Raw genomic sequence first — 15367 nt, forward strand, 5'->3', positions numbered from 1 at the left:
GCCGCGGGGAGGTGGAGATCGCGGTGGATCTCGACCGCGTCAGCGGCCATCCGCGCCGGGCTGTAGAAGTCGATCCAGTCCGGCTCCACGCCCTGTTGCCGCTCTGCCTGGCCCAGCAGCCTCTCCGACGTGCTCAGGGCGTGTGCTGCCGCTCGTCGGTCGCCGGCGCGGGCGTGGGCGCGGGCCTCGATCAGCGCGGTGAACGCCAACACCCGGGCCGGGGCCTGGTGTTTGGCGCGTTCGTAGGCGCCCTGGCACATGTCGATGGCGTGGTCGTGCCACCCGCGCAACGTCGCTTGCAGCGCGGCGCAGGCCAGCGTGTACCCGCCGAACGCGACGTCGCCGGCGGCCCGGGCCAGGCGCAGCGCCTGGACGTAGTGCCGTTGGGCGGCGGCGTGGTGGCCGCGGTCGAACGCGGTCCAGCCGGCCAGGCGCGACAGGTGGGCGGCGGCGGTGAACAACCGCCGGCCGACCGCGTCGGTGTAGCGACCGTGCAGCAGCGGAGCCACGCGGTCCCGCAGGCACACCACCAGCGCGGAGGAACGCAACCACAAATCAGAAACTCGGAAATTCCTCGCACAGATCAACATAATGGAGGCAATAGCGACAAGCAGAAGCCGACAGGTGCCCCGACCCCACTGGAACGCAACCGCCGAAAGGTTGACAGGCCCCACAGGAAACAAGCTTCCACAACCCTCGCCAGTGACATCCGCCTCACCCTAACAACCCAATATCCCGTAAGTCGACGGACGACGGATCAACCATCACAGAGCAGGCGTCGACAGGGTCAGCCCAGCCGACTGGACCGGCAAAGTTTGCAACTGGCGCATCGATTTCATCTATTACAACGAGCAGGGCCAGTTGTACAAGGTCGACACGGGCCAGACGCAGTGGAGTTGCGACTGGGCACCTTACCGGAGCAATGACACCGAAACCTATCTCGCACACAATGGACAAGCCTGCGCGACCTTCAGGGTCATGAACGAGGAACGTGGCCGACAGTGCCACTACATCAACTAGTTCAACCCCAACAGCAGAAGATGTGACAGGGCCACCAGCCGTGGCGCAGAAGGTTGCTCGTGCGCCACGGCACGCTATTGCCCGCACTGGTACTGTCGAACGAACATACGGAGAACAGGAGGAGCAGCGGTGTGGAACTTCGGGGACCCAACAGTTTCAGGGCTCGAACCGGTCCGGGTCGCACTATTAACGATCGGAACGACGGCGTTCGCCGTGCTGCTTATATCGTACTTCGCGATACGCGTGGTTCTTGGAGGAAAGATTGACCGGCAGCACCCGGCCAGGTATGTCCCACTAACAGCCCTCGGCATCGCGGTCACGTCTTTCGCGTGCGCCATCCTCACAAGCTTGATCGGCGGCATCTTCCAGTAGCTGACGTCATCTGCCCTCTACGTACCGCATACAGGCGTGTCCGGCCAAGGTACCCCGCGACCCAAGACACACGTGGGCGTACTTGATCGGCACCGCGACGTCCGGAGCCATCCCCGGGACCACCCGAAGCGACTGACTCTGGTGCGGGCCGTCGCCCCGGCCTTGCCGCTTCCTCTTCCCCCTGCCCATGATCAGGGACGTACTGGGTGCCCCGGCGTTGGATCAGCGCCCCAGACCTCGACGACCAGGAAGAAGTCGGGCTGGAGCAGGCTCGTCACCGGACACCCGCTCCGGCCGGCACGGAGCGGCGACGCCATTGGGGCCGAGCTGACCGATTTGGCCGTGAACGGTCCCTCCACCGAGCACAGCGAGGATCGGGGCGACCGCTTCTTCGGGATCGGTATCGGCACGGCAGGTGAACAGGTCGACGTACGCGAGTTCGTGCTCGGGCCAGGTGGACACGGTCAGGTGAGACTCGGCCGGCACCGGCATCACCCCCGACAGCCAGGACACCAGCATCGGGGTCAGCTCGCCCGCGGTGATGCCGGCCGCGGCCATGGCCGCCGCGTGGAGGAAACCGTCCAGCATCCCGTACATCCCGGCCAGGATCGCCAGGTCGTAGGCGGACGCCAGCCCCGGGTCCTCCCGCCCCGCCCCAGCGCCTCCAGCAGCCCCTCCCACCGCTGCCGCACCCCGGCCTCCGCGCTGTAGTGGATCGTCGCCTCGGGGGTGCCCACGGTCTGCGGCACCGCGTAGACCGCCCCGGCCAGATACCACGCGCCCTGCTCGCCCGCCCACGCCGCCAGCTCCCTGGCGGCCCGCGGACTGCCGGAGGTGAGGTTGACCAGCGACCGACCGGACAACAGCGGGCCGGCCTGGCCCAGCACCTGCCGGACCGCGGGCTGGTCCAGGACGCTGACGACCACCAGTGGGCTGGCCGCGACGGCCTGCGCCACGGTGGACGCCGGCCGGGCGCCCCGCTCCACCAGCACCCGGTCCCGGCCCGCCGACCGGTTCCACACCGTGACAATGTGGCCGGCCCGCAGCAGCGTCCCGGCCAGGGCCTGCCCCAGGTTGCCCAACCCCAGCACCGTCACGTCCGTCGTCGAGGTGTTCATCGCCGTCCCCTTCCGGCTTGGTCTCGCGGCGTTCCCGCCATGACGTCCCCGACTGTGGTCGCGGCCGCTGTTGGTCGGCTGTCGGTCCACTGTGGGTGATCGCGCCGGAGCCGACAGGACCGCCGCGGGGGCGGGTTATCGTGCCCGGGTGCGATTCGGGGTGCTGGGGCCGTTGGCGGTCTGGGACGCCGACGGACGGCCGGTGGCCATCGCCGAACGCAAGGTGCGGGCCCTGCTCGCGGTCCTGCTCACCCACCCCGGCCACGTCGTGTCCGTCGACCGCCGGGAGACGAACGGCGACCTCGCCCTCGTGCTTCCCCCGGAGTGTGTGGGGCAGATGCGTGTGGCCGCGGCCGTCGCCCGCACGCGGACGTTCGACCGGGCGGTGCTGCGCATGCTCATTGACGATCTCGGCCCCTGGCTCGCCGCCGAGTACATGGCCATCCACGGAGAGAAGGCGCCCCGAGTCTGAGGACGGCTGCCGGTCGGGTCTTCACCGCAGGAAAGATTCAACAACGGCGAACCACAGCAGCCGTGGCACTTCGTAGAAGCAAAGCGGACCACGGAGGCGTGCACCGCCGAAATGCTGGTGATCGTCGAGAGCGGGCAGGAGCACGGCCGTGTGTCATCCGGCGGCGGACTGCTGGCGCAGCACGTCCTCCAACGGGGTGGCGGGGTGCCCGGTGAGGCGGGGAACGTGGTCGGTGACCCCGTCGAGTTCTCCGGCGGCGATCGCGGTGTAGGTGGACACCCAGGCGTCGAGCTGCCAGTCGGGAGCGCCGTAGGAGGCGCGTGACCGGTACGCCTCCTCGATGGTTTCCGGCTGGTAGGTGATGGTGCGGCCCAGTGCCCGGGACAGGATGTGCGCGACCTCGTCGAGGGTGAGCGCGGCGGGTCCTGTCAGGTCGTAGGTGGCGCCGACGTGCGCGTTGGCGTCGCGGAGCACGGCGGTGGCGGCGTCGGCGATGTCGTCCTGGGCGACGACGGCGGCTCGTCCCTGGCCGGCGGGGCCGCGAATGACGCCGTCGGCGCCGACGAGGCCCGGCATGAAGTCGGCGTAGAGGTTGTCGCGCAGGAAGGTGTGGGCGAGGCCGGAGGCCCGGATGTGTTCCTCGGTGGCCCAGTGGTCGCGGGCCAGGGTGAAGGTGGCGTCGGGGGCGGCGCCGAAGAACGAGATGTAGACCAGGTGCCCGACGCCGGCCTCGGCGGCGGCATCCACGAACGCGCGGTGCTCGTCCACCCGGTTCGGGGTCTCCGAGGCCGAGACCATCAGCACGCGGTCGATCCCGTGCAGTGCGGAGCGGACGGCGTCGCGGTCGGCGTAGCTCGCGCGCCGCACGGTGACGTTCGGCAGTCGTGGCGCGCGGGCCGGGTCGCGCACGAGCAGGGTCTGGGGGATGCCGGCGTCGGCCAGGCGTCGGGCGACGCGTCCGCCGAGGCGGCCGGTGGCGCCGGTGACCGCGATGGTGGCGTTGATCGGGGCGGGGTGGCCGGTCATGGGCGCATCCTGCACCTGCCGGCGTCGGTGTGCCGCAGCAGGGGTGCCCGCATTCGGCCGAACCGCACGTCGAGCACCTGGGCAGGTGAGGTGACGCCCCCGACCTGAGGGACGACCAACGCGGTCGGCCAGGCGCTGGCCGACGTCACGCCCAGCTCGGGGACCAGATGTCGGTTCGGGGCCGGTCTTCCCACTGCCGGCCGAGGTACTCACGCAGGGTGGCCAGTGCGGGATGGGTGTTGTCGGTCCGCCAGATCAGCGAGTGCGGGTAGATCGGCGTCGGGTGGCGCAGCGGAATCCGCCTGAGGTCCTGGTGCGCGGTCCACACCAGCCGGGTGCGCGCGCCGACGAGGGTGGCCAGCGACGCCGAGTCGCTCACCATGTCCACGAGGTGCTCGACGCCGAAGTGGGGTCCGGCGATGTCGATGACGAGGCCGAGGTCCGCGGCCAGTTCCTCGTAGTAGCCGGCCCACTCGGACCCGGTGGTGTTGCCGGGCATCCAGATCCGGCGACCGGCGAGCTGGGCTGGGGTGACGGTGCGCGCGGCCGCGAGGTCGTGGGCGGGTCCGACCAGGAGTTCGAGTGGTTCGTCGTAGACCCGCATGGTCGCGACGGGGCCGGGCAGCTCGCTCGCGGGCACGCGTTGGGTGTGGAAGGCCGCGTCGATCGTGCCGGCGTGGACGGCCGCGGTGGCGGCTTCGGCGTTGGGCAGGGTGACGACGTCGAGGTCGATGTCGGGGTGGCGGCGGTGGAAGTCCTGGAGCAGGCCCGTGGGGGCGATCCGTCGGCCGAGCACGTGGACCCGGAGCGCGCGGCGTCCGGGGTGGACGGAGTCAGCCGCGCGCCGCACGGCGTCGAGCACGGCGCGGGCGTGCGGGAGGAACGCCTGCCCGTCGATGGTCAGCAGGGCGCCGCGGGCGGTCCGCGTGAACAGGCGGACACCGAGCTGGGTTTCCAGCGCCGCGATCCGCTTGGAGACCGCCTGCTGCGTGATGCCGAGTTCGGCCGCGGCCTCGTGGAACCGTCCTTCGTCGGCGACCGCGACGAACGTGCGCACCGCGTCGAGATCCATACCCGCACCCTACCCAGCGGGAACAACTTCTGGTTGTGATGTCTCGCCTTCGAGTTGTCTCACCGCGATTTTCTCGACACTTTGAGACCGCATCCCACAACGACCGGTTGTCGCGCCGCATCGACACGTTCCCGCCCGTCGCCATCGCGGCCAGCAAATCCTTCAGAGGACAAGGACTTCGGGAGAGAACCCGCTCCAAAAACCGTCCATTGTGGACACGACTCGTCGCCGAGTGGAACGCGCGGGCTAGTCAGGACGCCGGGACGCGTGCCAGCCGCCCACGCACAGCTTGAACCACACGGCCCACGAGGTTTCCGCCGGCATCAGCGGCGCGAGCACGTCGCACAGCCTGGCCGCCATGGCCTCGGCCCTGGCCAGCCGGGAGGCGTAGGCGCGGGCCTCGACCTCGACCAGGACGTCCGGCATGTTGTGGTCCAGCTCGGAGATCACCTCGAAGCGGACCTTCACCATCTCCGGGGTGACCACAACCTCGTGCCCCTGGTCCTCGCAGCAAAGGAGGGCCGAGACGGCCTCGCAGAGCACCGGCACGAGCGCAGTCAGTCGCCCGGGGTCAGCTCCCGCGTGGTGACGAACCACTACCAGGGGCATCACGCCCTCCAGACGAGTGGGCGTCCCACCGCAGGGGGGCGCCGGCTCCCCCATTGTGTCCACTCACGACAGCCGAGGCGCCAGGGCCACCACGAGGCGCGCACACGCGGTTGGGCCGACCACGGGAACGAACGCCCTGGTGAGCCCGCATGAGAAGAACTCTTCGCAAAGGAGTCTTCTCACGCTAGGGTCCGCCGTATGAGCGAGGTCCCCCAGAGATCGAAGAAGCTGGACGCCCGCAGCCTGCGCGGGCTCGCCCACCCCCTGCGGGTGCGCGTCCTCGGCCTGCTGCGCGTCGACGGACCAGCCACCGGGGCGATGCTCGCCGCCCGGCTGGGCGAGGATCGCGGCAACATCAGTTGGCACCTCCGACAGCTCGCCGAGCACGGGTTCATCACCGAGGAACGCGACCGGGGCACCAAGCGCGAACGGTGGTGGCGCGCGGTCCACCAGTACACCGAGCTGCCGCTGCACGACTTCGTCCACGACCCCGAGGTCAGGGAGCCGCTGGCCCAGTATCTGCGGGCGGCGCTGGAGCTGGACTTCCGCCGGGCCGCCGCGTTCAGCCTGGACGACTGGCCAGACCCCTGGCAGGAGGCCGTCGAGTTCGCCGGGTGGCGCCTCCGGCTGTCGCCCCAGCGGCTCAAAGAGGTCCTTGCCGAGATCACCGCGACCCTGGAGCGGGTGGAGGCCGACGGGAAGGCCGAGGCGGACCCTGACAGCGAGGACGTGTTCATCCAGCTTCAGGCGTTCCCGCACCGGGGCGACGAGCGGGCGTCCCGATGAGCACCGCCCTCCGCGCGCCCAGGGCACCGCTGTGGCGCGACCGGAACTTCCGGCTGCTCTGGCTCGGGGAGAGCGTCAGCCAGGTGGGGACCGTGATCACCACCGTGGCGATGCCGCTGGTGGCCATCCAGACCCTGCACGCGTCCACGTTCCAGGTCGCCGTGCTGGAGTCGGCGGTCTGGCTGCCGTGGTTGTTGGTCGGCCTGCTGGCCGGGGCCTGGGTGGACCGGGTGCGGCGTCGGCGGCTGATGCTGGTCTGCCACGCCCTGTCGTGCCTGCTGCTCGCCAGCGTGCCGCTGGCGTGGTGGGCGGGGGTGTTGTCCGTCGGCCACCTGCTGGTGGTCGCCCTCGGGCTCGGGGTGTGCTCGGTGTTCGCGATGACCGCCTACGAGGTCCTCCTGCCCACGGTGGTCGGCCAGGACGACCTCGCCGAGGCCAACGCGAAGGTCAGGGGCAGCGAGTCCAGCGCGCAGGTCCTCGGCCCCGGCCTCGGCGGCCTGCTCGTCCAGGTGTTCGGGCCGGTCATGGGGCTGCTGGCCGACGCGGTGAGTTTCGCGGCCTGCGCGCTGTGCCTGGCGCGCGTGACCGTGCGGGAAACACCCGACACCGGCTCACGCCGACGCGGCGACCTGCTCAGGGAGGTCTGGGACGGCCTGCGCTTCACCCTGCGCGACCCCTACTTCCGCCCGATCTCGCTCTACCTGGCCACGGCCAACCTGGCGACCGGCGCCCTGGGCGCGATCGTCGTGGTGTTCCTCGTCCGCGAGGTGGGCGTGGACGCGGCGTCGGTCGGCGCGTTGCTGTCCGCCGGTGGGATCGGCGGCGTGGTGGGCGCGATGCTCGCCCGCCGCGTCATCCGCGCGATGGGCAGCGCGCGCGGCCTCCTGTTCGGCGAACTCGTGGCCATGCCGTTCACGTTGATGATGCCGTTGACCACCTCCGGTCTGGGTGTGCTCTTCTTCGTGGCGAGCACCTTCATGTTCAACGCCGGGGTCACCGTGTCGAACGTGATCATCGGCAGCTTCCGGCAGTCCTACTGCCCCCGCCACCTGTTGGGCCGGGTCACCGCGAGTGGGCGGTTCCTCGGCTACGGGGCGTTGCCGATCGGCGCGGTGCTCGCGGGCGCCCTGGCCACGGCCACGGGGCTGCGCACGGGCGCCTGGGTCATCTGCGTCGCGCAGGCCCTGTGCGTGCTGGCCCTGGTCCTCTCCCCCATCCGTCGACACCGGGACCTGCCGTCGGAGCCAGCCGGCGTCCACTGAGGACAGTCTGACCGCCGCGTGGCCCGCCATGGCCGAGGCCGGATGCCCCTGACCGGCAGGAATGGTCGTGGCAGGGGCGCGCCCGATTTCGAGCGCGCCCCTTCCCCGTCATGGCGAGCCGGCGCCCCTCGCGGCGTTCGCCGCCGCCGACGCGGTCCCCGTGACCGGCGACGGGCCAGTCATCCCGGCAGTCCCCTGACCACGACGGCACCTCACCCCCACACACGCCCCTCGGGGCCGCGCAACCGGAGCGTCGCCTGTCGATAGTGGACGACGAAGCCGGGACGGAGAGGGGCCAGCTCGGCGCCGGCCAACCCGAAGACGGGATCGGTCAACGCCTCCCCCACGACCATCGACGGCACGGCCGACATCCAGCGGAGCCGCCAGTGATCCCCGTGCCCCCACAGGGAACACCACGAGTCCGCGCGGCAGGCGAGATCGCGGAACCCCACCTTGTCCATCGCCCAACGCCCCTCGGGGTGGGCGCTGGTCAGACGCACCAGGAGGGCGGCGAGCAACTGCTCGGCGTCGCCGCTCACGGGTGGCAATGCCCCCAACAGCCACTGTTCGCTCTCGTCCAACTCCGGATGACCACCGACGATCCGGTGGAAACCCCGGAGCCGCTCGACGATCTCGGCGTCCCGCCCCGTCCTGCCCGGCGGGCGGTGGTCGACGCGGACCACGGCCCCGGTCGGCCCGTGCAGCAGGTGGTAGCGCCCCTGACTGTCCCTGCTCATCAGGCGCAGTCCGGGCAGGCCGATCTCATACGTGGTGTTCCACGCGCTGAGCGGCCACATCAGCACCTCCGGGTTGCTGGACCGCAGCACGAGCTGGTCGTAGTGCGCCGAGATCACGTCCAGCGTGTTCAGGCTCCACCACACCGAGCGGTGGTGGATCTCGCGGGCCGGGAGCCTGCTCCGCCGCCGAGGGCGGCAGTTGAGCAGGTGCAGCGCCAGCAGCGCCCGTAACCGCCGCTGGCCGGGGGTGCAGCGGTCCAGACCGATGGTGCCGTCCCGCCCCACCCCCGGCGCGGCCTCGGCGTGGGTCTCCCCGGTGTACCGGCAGCGAACAGCGATGAGCTGCCGTCGTGTCGAAGCAGGCAACGCGACGCTCCTTCAAGCTGGCTGCCCGGACAGCCCAGAGCACGCGCCACCCATGCCGTTGGCGATGGCTTGCTGGTTGGTGGTGAACGAGGTGGGTGCCCCACACCCTCTCGCCGCTCCTCGGTCGTTCCGGGACGACCAAGCGGCCCCGAAGCCTCGCCTTCGGGTTGCCAGGAATGTTACTGCAAGCGACCGAACGCGCACAAACCGCGAGCGGCGACCGGTTTGCACGCCTCACCGCCAGATGGCCCACACCCTTCGACCCGAGGATGTCGCTGGACTGGCGACGGAAGACCAGACCGAGCAACACGATGGTCAGGATCGACCCGATGTAGCGGAAGCTCTGGGACACCCCGCTGATCGTGCCTGTCTGCCCGGCAGGCGCCCGGGAGTAGAGCACCGCTTGCAGCGCCAACGTGTTGGGGTTGTTGACGATCCCGACCAACGTGCCGATCGCCGTCACCGCCACCAGCGGCGTGGCTGGCGCTGTCCACGACGAGCATGAGCGCGCCGTGCCAGGGGCGAACAGGAAGACCAGGACCGCCACCAGCGCGCCGGTGTAGAGCAGGACGCCGACAACGTCCACACCGGACAGTCCGGACACTCCGCCCACCCGCGGCAGGCCCTGGGGAAACACCGACCCGCCAACAGCACCGCGAGCAGGGCCACCAGAACGTTGGCCAGGAACGTGCCCTGCCATCCCGTCCACGTCATCAACCGCCCGCCAACGAACGGACCCACCGCGGCCGACAGGGTGTTGACCGTGGTGACAGCGCCCATCGCCGGTGCCGACAGCGCTCTCCGTCGCGCCAACCAGGTGTCGGCGGATGATCACCATCCCCGCCGCGGAACGCCACCGAGGTGCCCAGCGCCTGTCCCACCGTGCCTGCGACGAAGAAGTCGGTCACGAGCAGGGACACGACCGCGAACGACACGCCGAAGGACGCCTGCATTCGGGGCAACGCGACCGCCCTCATGGTCGCGTCCACAGGGTTGAGGACGATCCCCAACGCGATGTCGACCGACCCGCGTCCGCGGGCGAGAGGTTCAGCCCAGAAACCTCGACGCGCGCTCGACACCATCCCCGTCGCGCGCCCACACTCCCTACCGCAGCAGGGTTCCGTCCTCGAAGACCTCGGCCCATGTCGGCCACAGGTGCACGCGGAACCCGTCCTCTCCCCCACCAGCGCTCGGTCCCCGCCGAGGGCTCCTGGAGAGGGCGGAGCGAGGCCACGCGCCGAGCCAGGTCGGCGTACCCCTCCCGCCCGCCGGACGCGATGTGAGGGACACCGAGATCGAGTCGGCCGTGGCGGGGACGATCAGGTCGAAGCGTGGCTCGTCCTCGTCGATCTCCACCTCGGGCAGGGGAACCGTGGACGAGGTCACCCCAGCATGATCACCGACGTTCCGGGCGACAGGCCGGCGAGGGCCGGCTGGTCCGGCTGGAGGACAGGTGCAGGCCACCACCGCCAGGGTTGGGCGTCATCCCCGCCGGCTCGACGCGCGGGGTGTCAGCCAGCGGACACCGAGGAGGCGAGGGCGGTGTGGAGGGCGTCGGCGACCACCGCGGCCGGCACCCATCCGTCCGACTTCACCGCCTTCGGACCCAGGTCGATCGTCGCCACCGGGTCGTCGGCGATGTCCGTTCTCGGCTCGGGGCGCGGGTACAGCCGCAGGGTGGGCTGGCCGGGCAGCATCGGGATCACCACGTCCCGGCCGGCGTGGGTCGCGGCCAGCGCCATGACCTCGTCGGACGGGACCGCGGGGTCGAGGCGCACCTGGTCGACCCCGGTGCGGACCCCGCGCTCGTCGAGCAGCGCGACCACGGCCTCGGTCAGCGCGGTGCTGCACACGATCAGCGCGGCCCTGCCGCCGTAGTCGGGGGGCGTCAGCCGGGCGTCCGCGGGGAGACGTTCCCACCAGCTCCGGGCCGCGGCCTCCGCAGCCTGTGCCGTGTGCACCGCCATCCCCCACTCCTCCCCGGTCGGTCCTTGTCCGGCGGTCACTCTAGTCCGGACTTCACCCGAATGGCCCAGCCGGCTCTCCTGGCGACCATACGTCGACTTCATGCCGAACCCTGTAGCGAGGCGGACGTTTGCTTCATTTCGCACTGAAACGATCAGGGAAACGAATGCCGCCGAATGAGCGGCCTCGGACTCACCCCGTCCTCCCTGAGCGACAAGGAGCGGAGGATCAGCCCATGGACGTTTCGGGCCTTCTTCGCCGCGCCGCCGCGCTGGTCTCTCCCGACGCGAGGAGCGACGCGGGCGCCTGCTCGAACGACGCCGTGGACTACCTCAATCACAGCGAGTGGGAACTCGCGCTCGACATCCTCACGGACTTCGACGGGCTCACCTGGCACACCGTCGAGTACTGGGACCTCCTCGCCACCGCCGCCGGGCACATGTCCCGTGAGCACGACGCCGCCTGGTGCCGGTGGCGCGCATCAGAGACCCGACACGGCGTCATCCGGGTTGATCTCCAGCTCGCCGACCCCGGGACCAGCGGCCGCAGGAGCCCAATACCCGGCGCGGGAGTGTTGCGGCCGATGTGGGCCTTCAGCGCGACTCCCGGCCCGGACACCCCGCGTCACATCGCCCGGATGTGGGTCGAGTTCCTGCCCGCGCTCCCGCCGGGCGGACGCGCCTCCGTGCGGCTTCTGCCCCTCGCCCCCGAGAGCTGGGCGCACCTCGCCCCGGGAGACGTGATCACCATGTACGAAGCAGAGCCCGTCTCCGGAGTCGCGACGATCATCCAGGTGCTTCAGGCGGGAGGCGGAGCGCCCGGACAACCTGGCGACACATGACTCCGCCGAGCACGGCGGGAAGCGTCACCAACGCGAGGTAGCCGAAGAACGCGCCAGCGACGTCTGAGGAGGCGGTACGCGCGTCCAGCACCGCCAGCGCGAGCAGGATGTCGGCTCCCAGACCGAAGAACAGCGTGTGCCCCCACGTTCGCACGAGGAGTCGACGCGCCCTCCGTGCGCCGTTGGCGTCGAGGCGCTCTCCGACCACGCACGAGCGTGCCGCCGCAGCGCCCGCCGCCATGACGAGCAGCGCGAACGCGGCGGCGAGGCCCAGCATCTGGACAAGCGCGGGCACCAGGACGGAGGACGCAGGGAGCGCACGCCCGACCAGGACGAACGCACCCGCCAGAGCCAGGCTGGCGACCAGCGCGACGCTGGCCAGCAGCGCGCAGCGCGCGCGGATCTGTCGAGCGTGGCGCGCCGAGATCGACACGGATGGTGGTGTCACGGAGGCCGGGACGATCACCTCAGGGCCGCCGTTCGGCGCGGTGGAGCGTGTGGGCGTCGTGGCCGACGACGCCAGCGTCCCGCTCGCCCGCGTTCCACCCGGGGTCTTCCACCACATGACCCCCTTCACCCGGTGATCAACCACGTACGCAGCGTAATGATCGCGGAGCGTGACGTGGGGCGGGAACGACGACGAATTCGCGGACGAGAACCGGGCCGGGCGCCTCCCGGAGAAGATCAGCGCGGAGCGCACGGGTCTCAGCACGCCGTGGGCACCCCGCCCGCCGAGCCGTAGCCGAGGCGCAGGCCCTGGAGGAGGTCGGCGTCAATGCGGTCGACCATCGCCCCGTCCGCGAGGAGGTCGATCACGATCGCCAACGCCCGCTCATGCCATTCCCAGACGTCCTCCGGCGCGTCGTAGGCGGACAGGCACCTGCGCGCCGCGTGCAGGAACGCGACCAACGCCGTGCCGTCCCCGTCCAGCGCCGACTCGGCCATGTCACCGAACCTGGCGGCGTCCTCGGGCAGATCAAGCTGGATGACGAACCGTTGGACGGCCACCAGGTAGTGACCGAGCACGGTCCCACTGCGAGCCACGGCAGGACCGTAACGGCACCGACCCCGGGGATGCTCATGTTTCTACCCGACCGGGGTATCGAATCGGGGTCACGTCCAGCGGTGTGAGTGAGCCGTCCGCCTGAGCGGAGCAGAGGCCGTCGTTCCCACCGTCAGCAGAGATTAACGTGCCCGTGAACACGGGATCGCCCCGACGCCACGCGTCGTTCATCGGGCCGATGAGTGATCGCTCCACAGTGGACGGTGGAGGGCGCTGGTCACGTCCTCGCCGTCAAGCCGGTTCGCTCGCGGCGGAACGGCGTTCGAGGAGTTCCTCCAGATGGCCCACGGCGGTGCCCACGCCGTCCTCCTCGCGGATCACCTTCCCCCAGCGCTCCGCGGCGCGGCGCATCGCGGGATCGGTGGTGGCCTCGGTGATGGCGGCGGCGAGCCGGTCAGCGGTGAGCCGCTGCTGCCGCACCGGCGCGGGCGCGACCCCCAGGGCGTGCGCGCGCTCCGCCCAGTGCGGTTGGTCCGCGACGAACGGACACACCACCTGAGGTCGTCCGGCAGCCAGCGCGGCGGCGGTCGTGCCCCCGCCCCCGTGATGCACCACCGCGCCGACGCGCGGGAACAGCCAGTCGTGGGGAACCTGGTCGACGACGAGCACATCCCGGGACCGGCCCGTCAGGTCGAGACCTCCCCACCCGGTCGCCACCACCGCTCGCGCTCCCGCCGTTCGGACGGCCTCGACGACGATCTCCGCTGTCCGTCGGGCATCCCGGCCGGCCATGCTGCCGAACCCGACGTAGATCGGGGTCGGGCCGTCGTCGAGGAAGCGGGCCAGTTCCGGTGGGGGCGACCAGGCCGCGCGCGGGGGCAGGCGCCAGAAACCCGTGGTCCGCACGGTGGCCGGCCACTGTGGATCAACAGGAGTGACATGGGGGCTGAACGCCTGGAGCACAAGCCGGTCCCGTCCCTGCTCGTCGTGGAGCAGGTCGTGGGCGCGAGATCGCCGTGGCAGCCCGAGATCCGTCGTGCGCCACGTGTTGGCCACGCCGGCGTAGGCGCGTTGCGAGCCCGAGGCGACGAGGTAGGTGGCACGGTTGAGGAAACGCGGAAGCCGTGGGAGGGCCACCATCGAGCAGGGGAACGCGGAGGTCGGCACCCAGCCCGGTTGCAGGGCGGCCAACACGGCGGGCGCCCCGATCATCTCGGCGGCGTGGTGGGCGGGGACGGAGGGGGCGTGCACCACGACGTCGGCGCCCTGCCGCGCGGCCGCGCCGACGTCGCGCAGGACGTCGGCCATCAGCGGTTTGATCCGACGCGCGACGCGCGCGGCGGTGATCTTCCCGCGCACGCCCCGGTAACCACCGCTGATCGCCTCCCGCACCACGGGATCGTCCAGCAGACGGTTGGGACCCTCGTCCAGGGGCGCGAACTCGACCCCGTGGTCTGCCGCCGCGCCCGCGAACGACGCCGGCGCGGCCAGAACCGCATCGTGCCCGCGCTCGCGCAGCGCGACGGCCAACGCCAGGAACGGCTGGACGTCGCCTCGGGTTCCGTGCGTGACCAGAAGTGCCCTCATCGCCGCGCCTCGTCCGCGTCGATCCCCGCGTCTGCCCCCGTGTCGGTACCCGCGTTGGTCCCCGCGTTGATCGCCGAGTACGCGGACAGCCAGCGGGCGTCGGAGAACAGGCCGTGGGTGAGCATCTCCAGCCCGACCCTCGCACCCCGGATCGCGGCGGGGGTGTCGGTCGGGGCGCCGCCGAGCAGACGTCCCACGTGGTCACCGAGCACCAGCGGGGCCAGCAGCCACGCCACGTACGTGACAGCTCGCGCGTGGGGGTCGGCGGTGGGCCGCACCCACCCTTCGGCCTCTCCCCTGGCGAGCCAGTCCCGTGTGCTCTCCACGATCTCCTCGAACAGGGCCGAGGCGTTGTCCGCGCCCTCCACCAGGGCACGCGCGAGGTAGCGGCGCACGGGTGTGGCCGCGTCGAGCATCTCCGCGAGCGCGGCGACGTCACCGGTCGCGGCTGGGCCGTCACCATCGCCCCTGATCAACGCCAGGACGTGGTCGTCGCACGCCGCGCGCAGCCCCTCCTTCGACCCGAAGTGGTGCAGCACCAGCGCGGGCGACACGCCCGCGTCGGCGGCGATCGCCCTGACCGAGGCCCCGGCCACCCCGTCCGCCCCGAAGCGCGCCAGGGCGGCGTCCCTGATCCGCGCCCGGGCCGTGAGGTCATCCATTGAACGCATGATCAGAGTATTGAACACTTGTTCAGTCGCTGTCCAGAGCCCGCCGACACCACCCCGGGAGAATCGAACCCACCCACGGGTCGCCAGACCGTCCGGAGCGGACCGGCGAAGGCGACCCACACAGCCCCGATGACCACACAGGACTGTCCAATCAGGACGGAAACGCCTGGGGCCTGTCCTCCCAGCCGGATGAGCAGGGTGGCCAGATCGACTATGCGTCGGTAGAAGATGCCGGTCTTGGCGTAGCCGGTGGCGAGAGCGCGCCCCTGTTCGAGCCGGCTGACGCAATGCTCGACCACGTCACGGCGCGGGTAGAAGCGGATCGCTCGGCGGGAGTAGCCGTTGTCCGCGATCACCCGGCTCGGCCTAGGTCGTGTCCGCGAAGTGTTGTGGTCGTTGGTTGGTTCGTGGTGCGTCGTCATGAGCTGACTGATGAGTCGTGGGTGTTGATCGAGCCGTT

At 70.9% G+C, this 15367-nt stretch carries 19 protein-coding genes and 2 pseudogenes; 6 read left to right on the top strand and 15 right to left on the bottom strand.

Translation table 11 applies throughout. The features are described 5' to 3' along the window. On the bottom strand, positions 1–548 hold a 548-nt coding region (locus LX15_RS31225), incomplete at its 3' end, for an NsdA family TPR-like regulatory protein (RefSeq protein ID WP_504978739.1). Positions 549–1149: 601 nt separating this feature from the next. On the opposite strand from LX15_RS31225, the gene LX15_RS31230 reads away from it, so the two are divergent. Beyond that, on the top strand, positions 1150–1392 hold the full coding sequence (locus tag LX15_RS31230; protein ID WP_253674700.1) for a hypothetical protein: 243 nt from the start codon (positions 1150–1152) through the stop codon (positions 1390–1392). Positions 1393–1614: 222 nt separating this feature from the next. Here LX15_RS31230 and speD read toward each other — a convergent pair whose 3' ends face one another. Both speD and LX15_RS31240 read right to left on the bottom strand, forming a co-directional pair. After that, positions 1615–1989, bottom strand: coding sequence for an S-adenosylmethionine decarboxylase (gene speD, locus LX15_RS31235; RefSeq protein WP_253674702.1), 375 nt, complete (start codon positions 1987–1989; stop codon positions 1615–1617). Then, a complete protein-coding gene (locus LX15_RS31240; protein WP_253674704.1) occupies positions 1917–2510 on the bottom strand; it encodes an NAD(P)-dependent oxidoreductase in 594 nt (197 codons plus the stop codon). Before LX15_RS31240 ends, speD begins: the two co-directional genes overlap by 73 nt. A 148-nt stretch (positions 2511–2658) precedes the next feature. On the opposite strand from LX15_RS31240, the gene LX15_RS31245 reads away from it, so the two are divergent. Beyond that, entirely contained in the window at positions 2659–2982 is a 324-nt protein-coding gene (locus tag LX15_RS31245) for a hypothetical protein (RefSeq protein ID WP_253674706.1), read from the top strand. A gap of 153 nt (positions 2983–3135) precedes the next feature. Here LX15_RS31245 and LX15_RS31250 read toward each other — a convergent pair whose 3' ends face one another. The 3 genes from LX15_RS31250 to LX15_RS31260 all read right to left on the bottom strand — a co-directional run bounded on the left by LX15_RS31250 (position 3136) and on the right by LX15_RS31260 (position 5629). Next, a complete protein-coding gene (locus tag LX15_RS31250) occupies positions 3136–4008 on the bottom strand; it encodes an SDR family oxidoreductase (RefSeq protein WP_253674708.1) in 873 nt (290 codons plus the stop codon). Between the two features lie 145 nt (positions 4009–4153). Then, positions 4154–5080, bottom strand: a complete 927-nt coding sequence (locus LX15_RS31255; protein WP_253674710.1) for a LysR family transcriptional regulator — start codon at positions 5078–5080, stop codon at positions 4154–4156. Positions 5081–5326: 246 nt separating this feature from the next. Beyond that, positions 5327–5629: a hypothetical protein gene (locus tag LX15_RS31260; RefSeq protein ID WP_253674712.1), complete on the bottom strand. Its 303-nt coding sequence runs from the start codon at positions 5627–5629 to the stop codon at positions 5327–5329. A gap of 258 nt (positions 5630–5887) precedes the next feature. Here LX15_RS31260 and LX15_RS31265 point away from each other — a divergent pair, with 258 nt between their 5' ends. Together LX15_RS31265 and LX15_RS31270 are read left to right on the top strand one after the other, a co-directional pair. Next, positions 5888–6475 carry a winged helix-turn-helix domain-containing protein gene (locus LX15_RS31265; protein WP_253674713.1) on the top strand — a complete coding sequence of 196 codons (588 nt, stop codon included), beginning with the start codon at positions 5888–5890 and terminating at the stop codon, positions 6473–6475. Continuing rightward, complete coding sequence (locus LX15_RS31270; protein ID WP_253674714.1) at positions 6472–7737, top strand: MFS transporter; 1266 nt, start codon at positions 6472–6474, stop codon at positions 7735–7737. Before LX15_RS31265 ends, LX15_RS31270 begins: the two co-directional genes overlap by 4 nt. Positions 7738–7949: 212 nt before the next feature. Here LX15_RS31270 and LX15_RS31275 read toward each other — a convergent pair whose 3' ends face one another. Beyond that, the gene (locus LX15_RS31275; protein ID WP_253674715.1) at positions 7950–8840 is read right to left on the bottom strand and encodes a hypothetical protein; all 891 of its coding nucleotides are present in this window, start codon (positions 8838–8840) and stop codon (positions 7950–7952) included. A gap of 425 nt (positions 8841–9265) precedes the next feature. Here LX15_RS31275 and LX15_RS31280 point away from each other — a divergent pair, with 425 nt between their 5' ends. After that, complete coding sequence (locus LX15_RS31280; RefSeq protein ID WP_253674716.1) at positions 9266–9403, top strand: hypothetical protein; 138 nt, start codon at positions 9266–9268, stop codon at positions 9401–9403. Positions 9404–9476: 73 nt separating this feature from the next. Here LX15_RS31280 and LX15_RS33760 read toward each other — a convergent pair. The 3 genes and pseudogenes from LX15_RS33760 to LX15_RS31290 all read right to left on the bottom strand — a co-directional run. Continuing rightward, positions 9477–9620: pseudogene (locus LX15_RS33760) on the bottom strand (MFS transporter); the annotation flags it as partial. Between the two features lie 324 nt (positions 9621–9944). Further along, positions 9945–10226 (bottom strand): hypothetical protein, encoded by a 282-nt coding sequence (locus tag LX15_RS31285; protein ID WP_253674717.1) that lies wholly within the window; start codon positions 10224–10226, stop codon positions 9945–9947. Positions 10227–10351: 125 nt separating this feature from the next. Next, entirely contained in the window at positions 10352–10807 is a 456-nt protein-coding gene (locus LX15_RS31290; protein ID WP_253674718.1) for a hypothetical protein, read from the bottom strand. 233 nt (positions 10808–11040) lie between these two features. On the opposite strand from LX15_RS31290, the gene LX15_RS31295 reads away from it, so the two are divergent. Continuing rightward, the gene (locus LX15_RS31295) at positions 11041–11646 is read left to right on the top strand and encodes a hypothetical protein (protein WP_253674720.1); all 606 of its coding nucleotides are present in this window, start codon (positions 11041–11043) and stop codon (positions 11644–11646) included. Here the strand turns inward: LX15_RS31295 and LX15_RS31300 are convergent. The 5 genes and pseudogenes from LX15_RS31300 to LX15_RS31320 form a co-directional block, all read right to left on the bottom strand. After that, positions 11591–12346 carry a hypothetical protein gene (locus tag LX15_RS31300; RefSeq protein WP_253674722.1) on the bottom strand — a complete coding sequence of 252 codons (756 nt, stop codon included), beginning with the start codon at positions 12344–12346 and terminating at the stop codon, positions 11591–11593. The two genes, LX15_RS31295 and LX15_RS31300, sit on opposite strands and share 56 nt — an antisense overlap. A gap of 5 nt (positions 12347–12351) precedes the next feature. Then, the gene (locus LX15_RS31305; protein ID WP_253674724.1) at positions 12352–12690 is read right to left on the bottom strand and encodes a hypothetical protein; all 339 of its coding nucleotides are present in this window, start codon (positions 12688–12690) and stop codon (positions 12352–12354) included. A 250-nt stretch (positions 12691–12940) separates the two neighbouring features. After that, positions 12941–14236: a glycosyltransferase gene (locus LX15_RS31310; RefSeq protein WP_253674726.1), complete on the bottom strand. Its 1296-nt coding sequence runs from the start codon at positions 14234–14236 to the stop codon at positions 12941–12943. Beyond that, a complete protein-coding gene (locus LX15_RS31315; RefSeq protein WP_253674727.1) occupies positions 14233–14898 on the bottom strand; it encodes a TetR/AcrR family transcriptional regulator in 666 nt (221 codons plus the stop codon). Before LX15_RS31315 ends, LX15_RS31310 begins: the two co-directional genes overlap by 4 nt. A gap of 11 nt (positions 14899–14909) precedes the next feature. After that, a pseudogene (locus tag LX15_RS31320) lies at positions 14910–15367 on the bottom strand (hypothetical protein); the annotation flags it as partial.

This window comes from Streptoalloteichus tenebrarius (assembly GCF_024171885.1).
GTDB lineage: Bacteria > Actinomycetota > Actinomycetes > Mycobacteriales > Pseudonocardiaceae > Streptoalloteichus > Streptoalloteichus tenebrarius.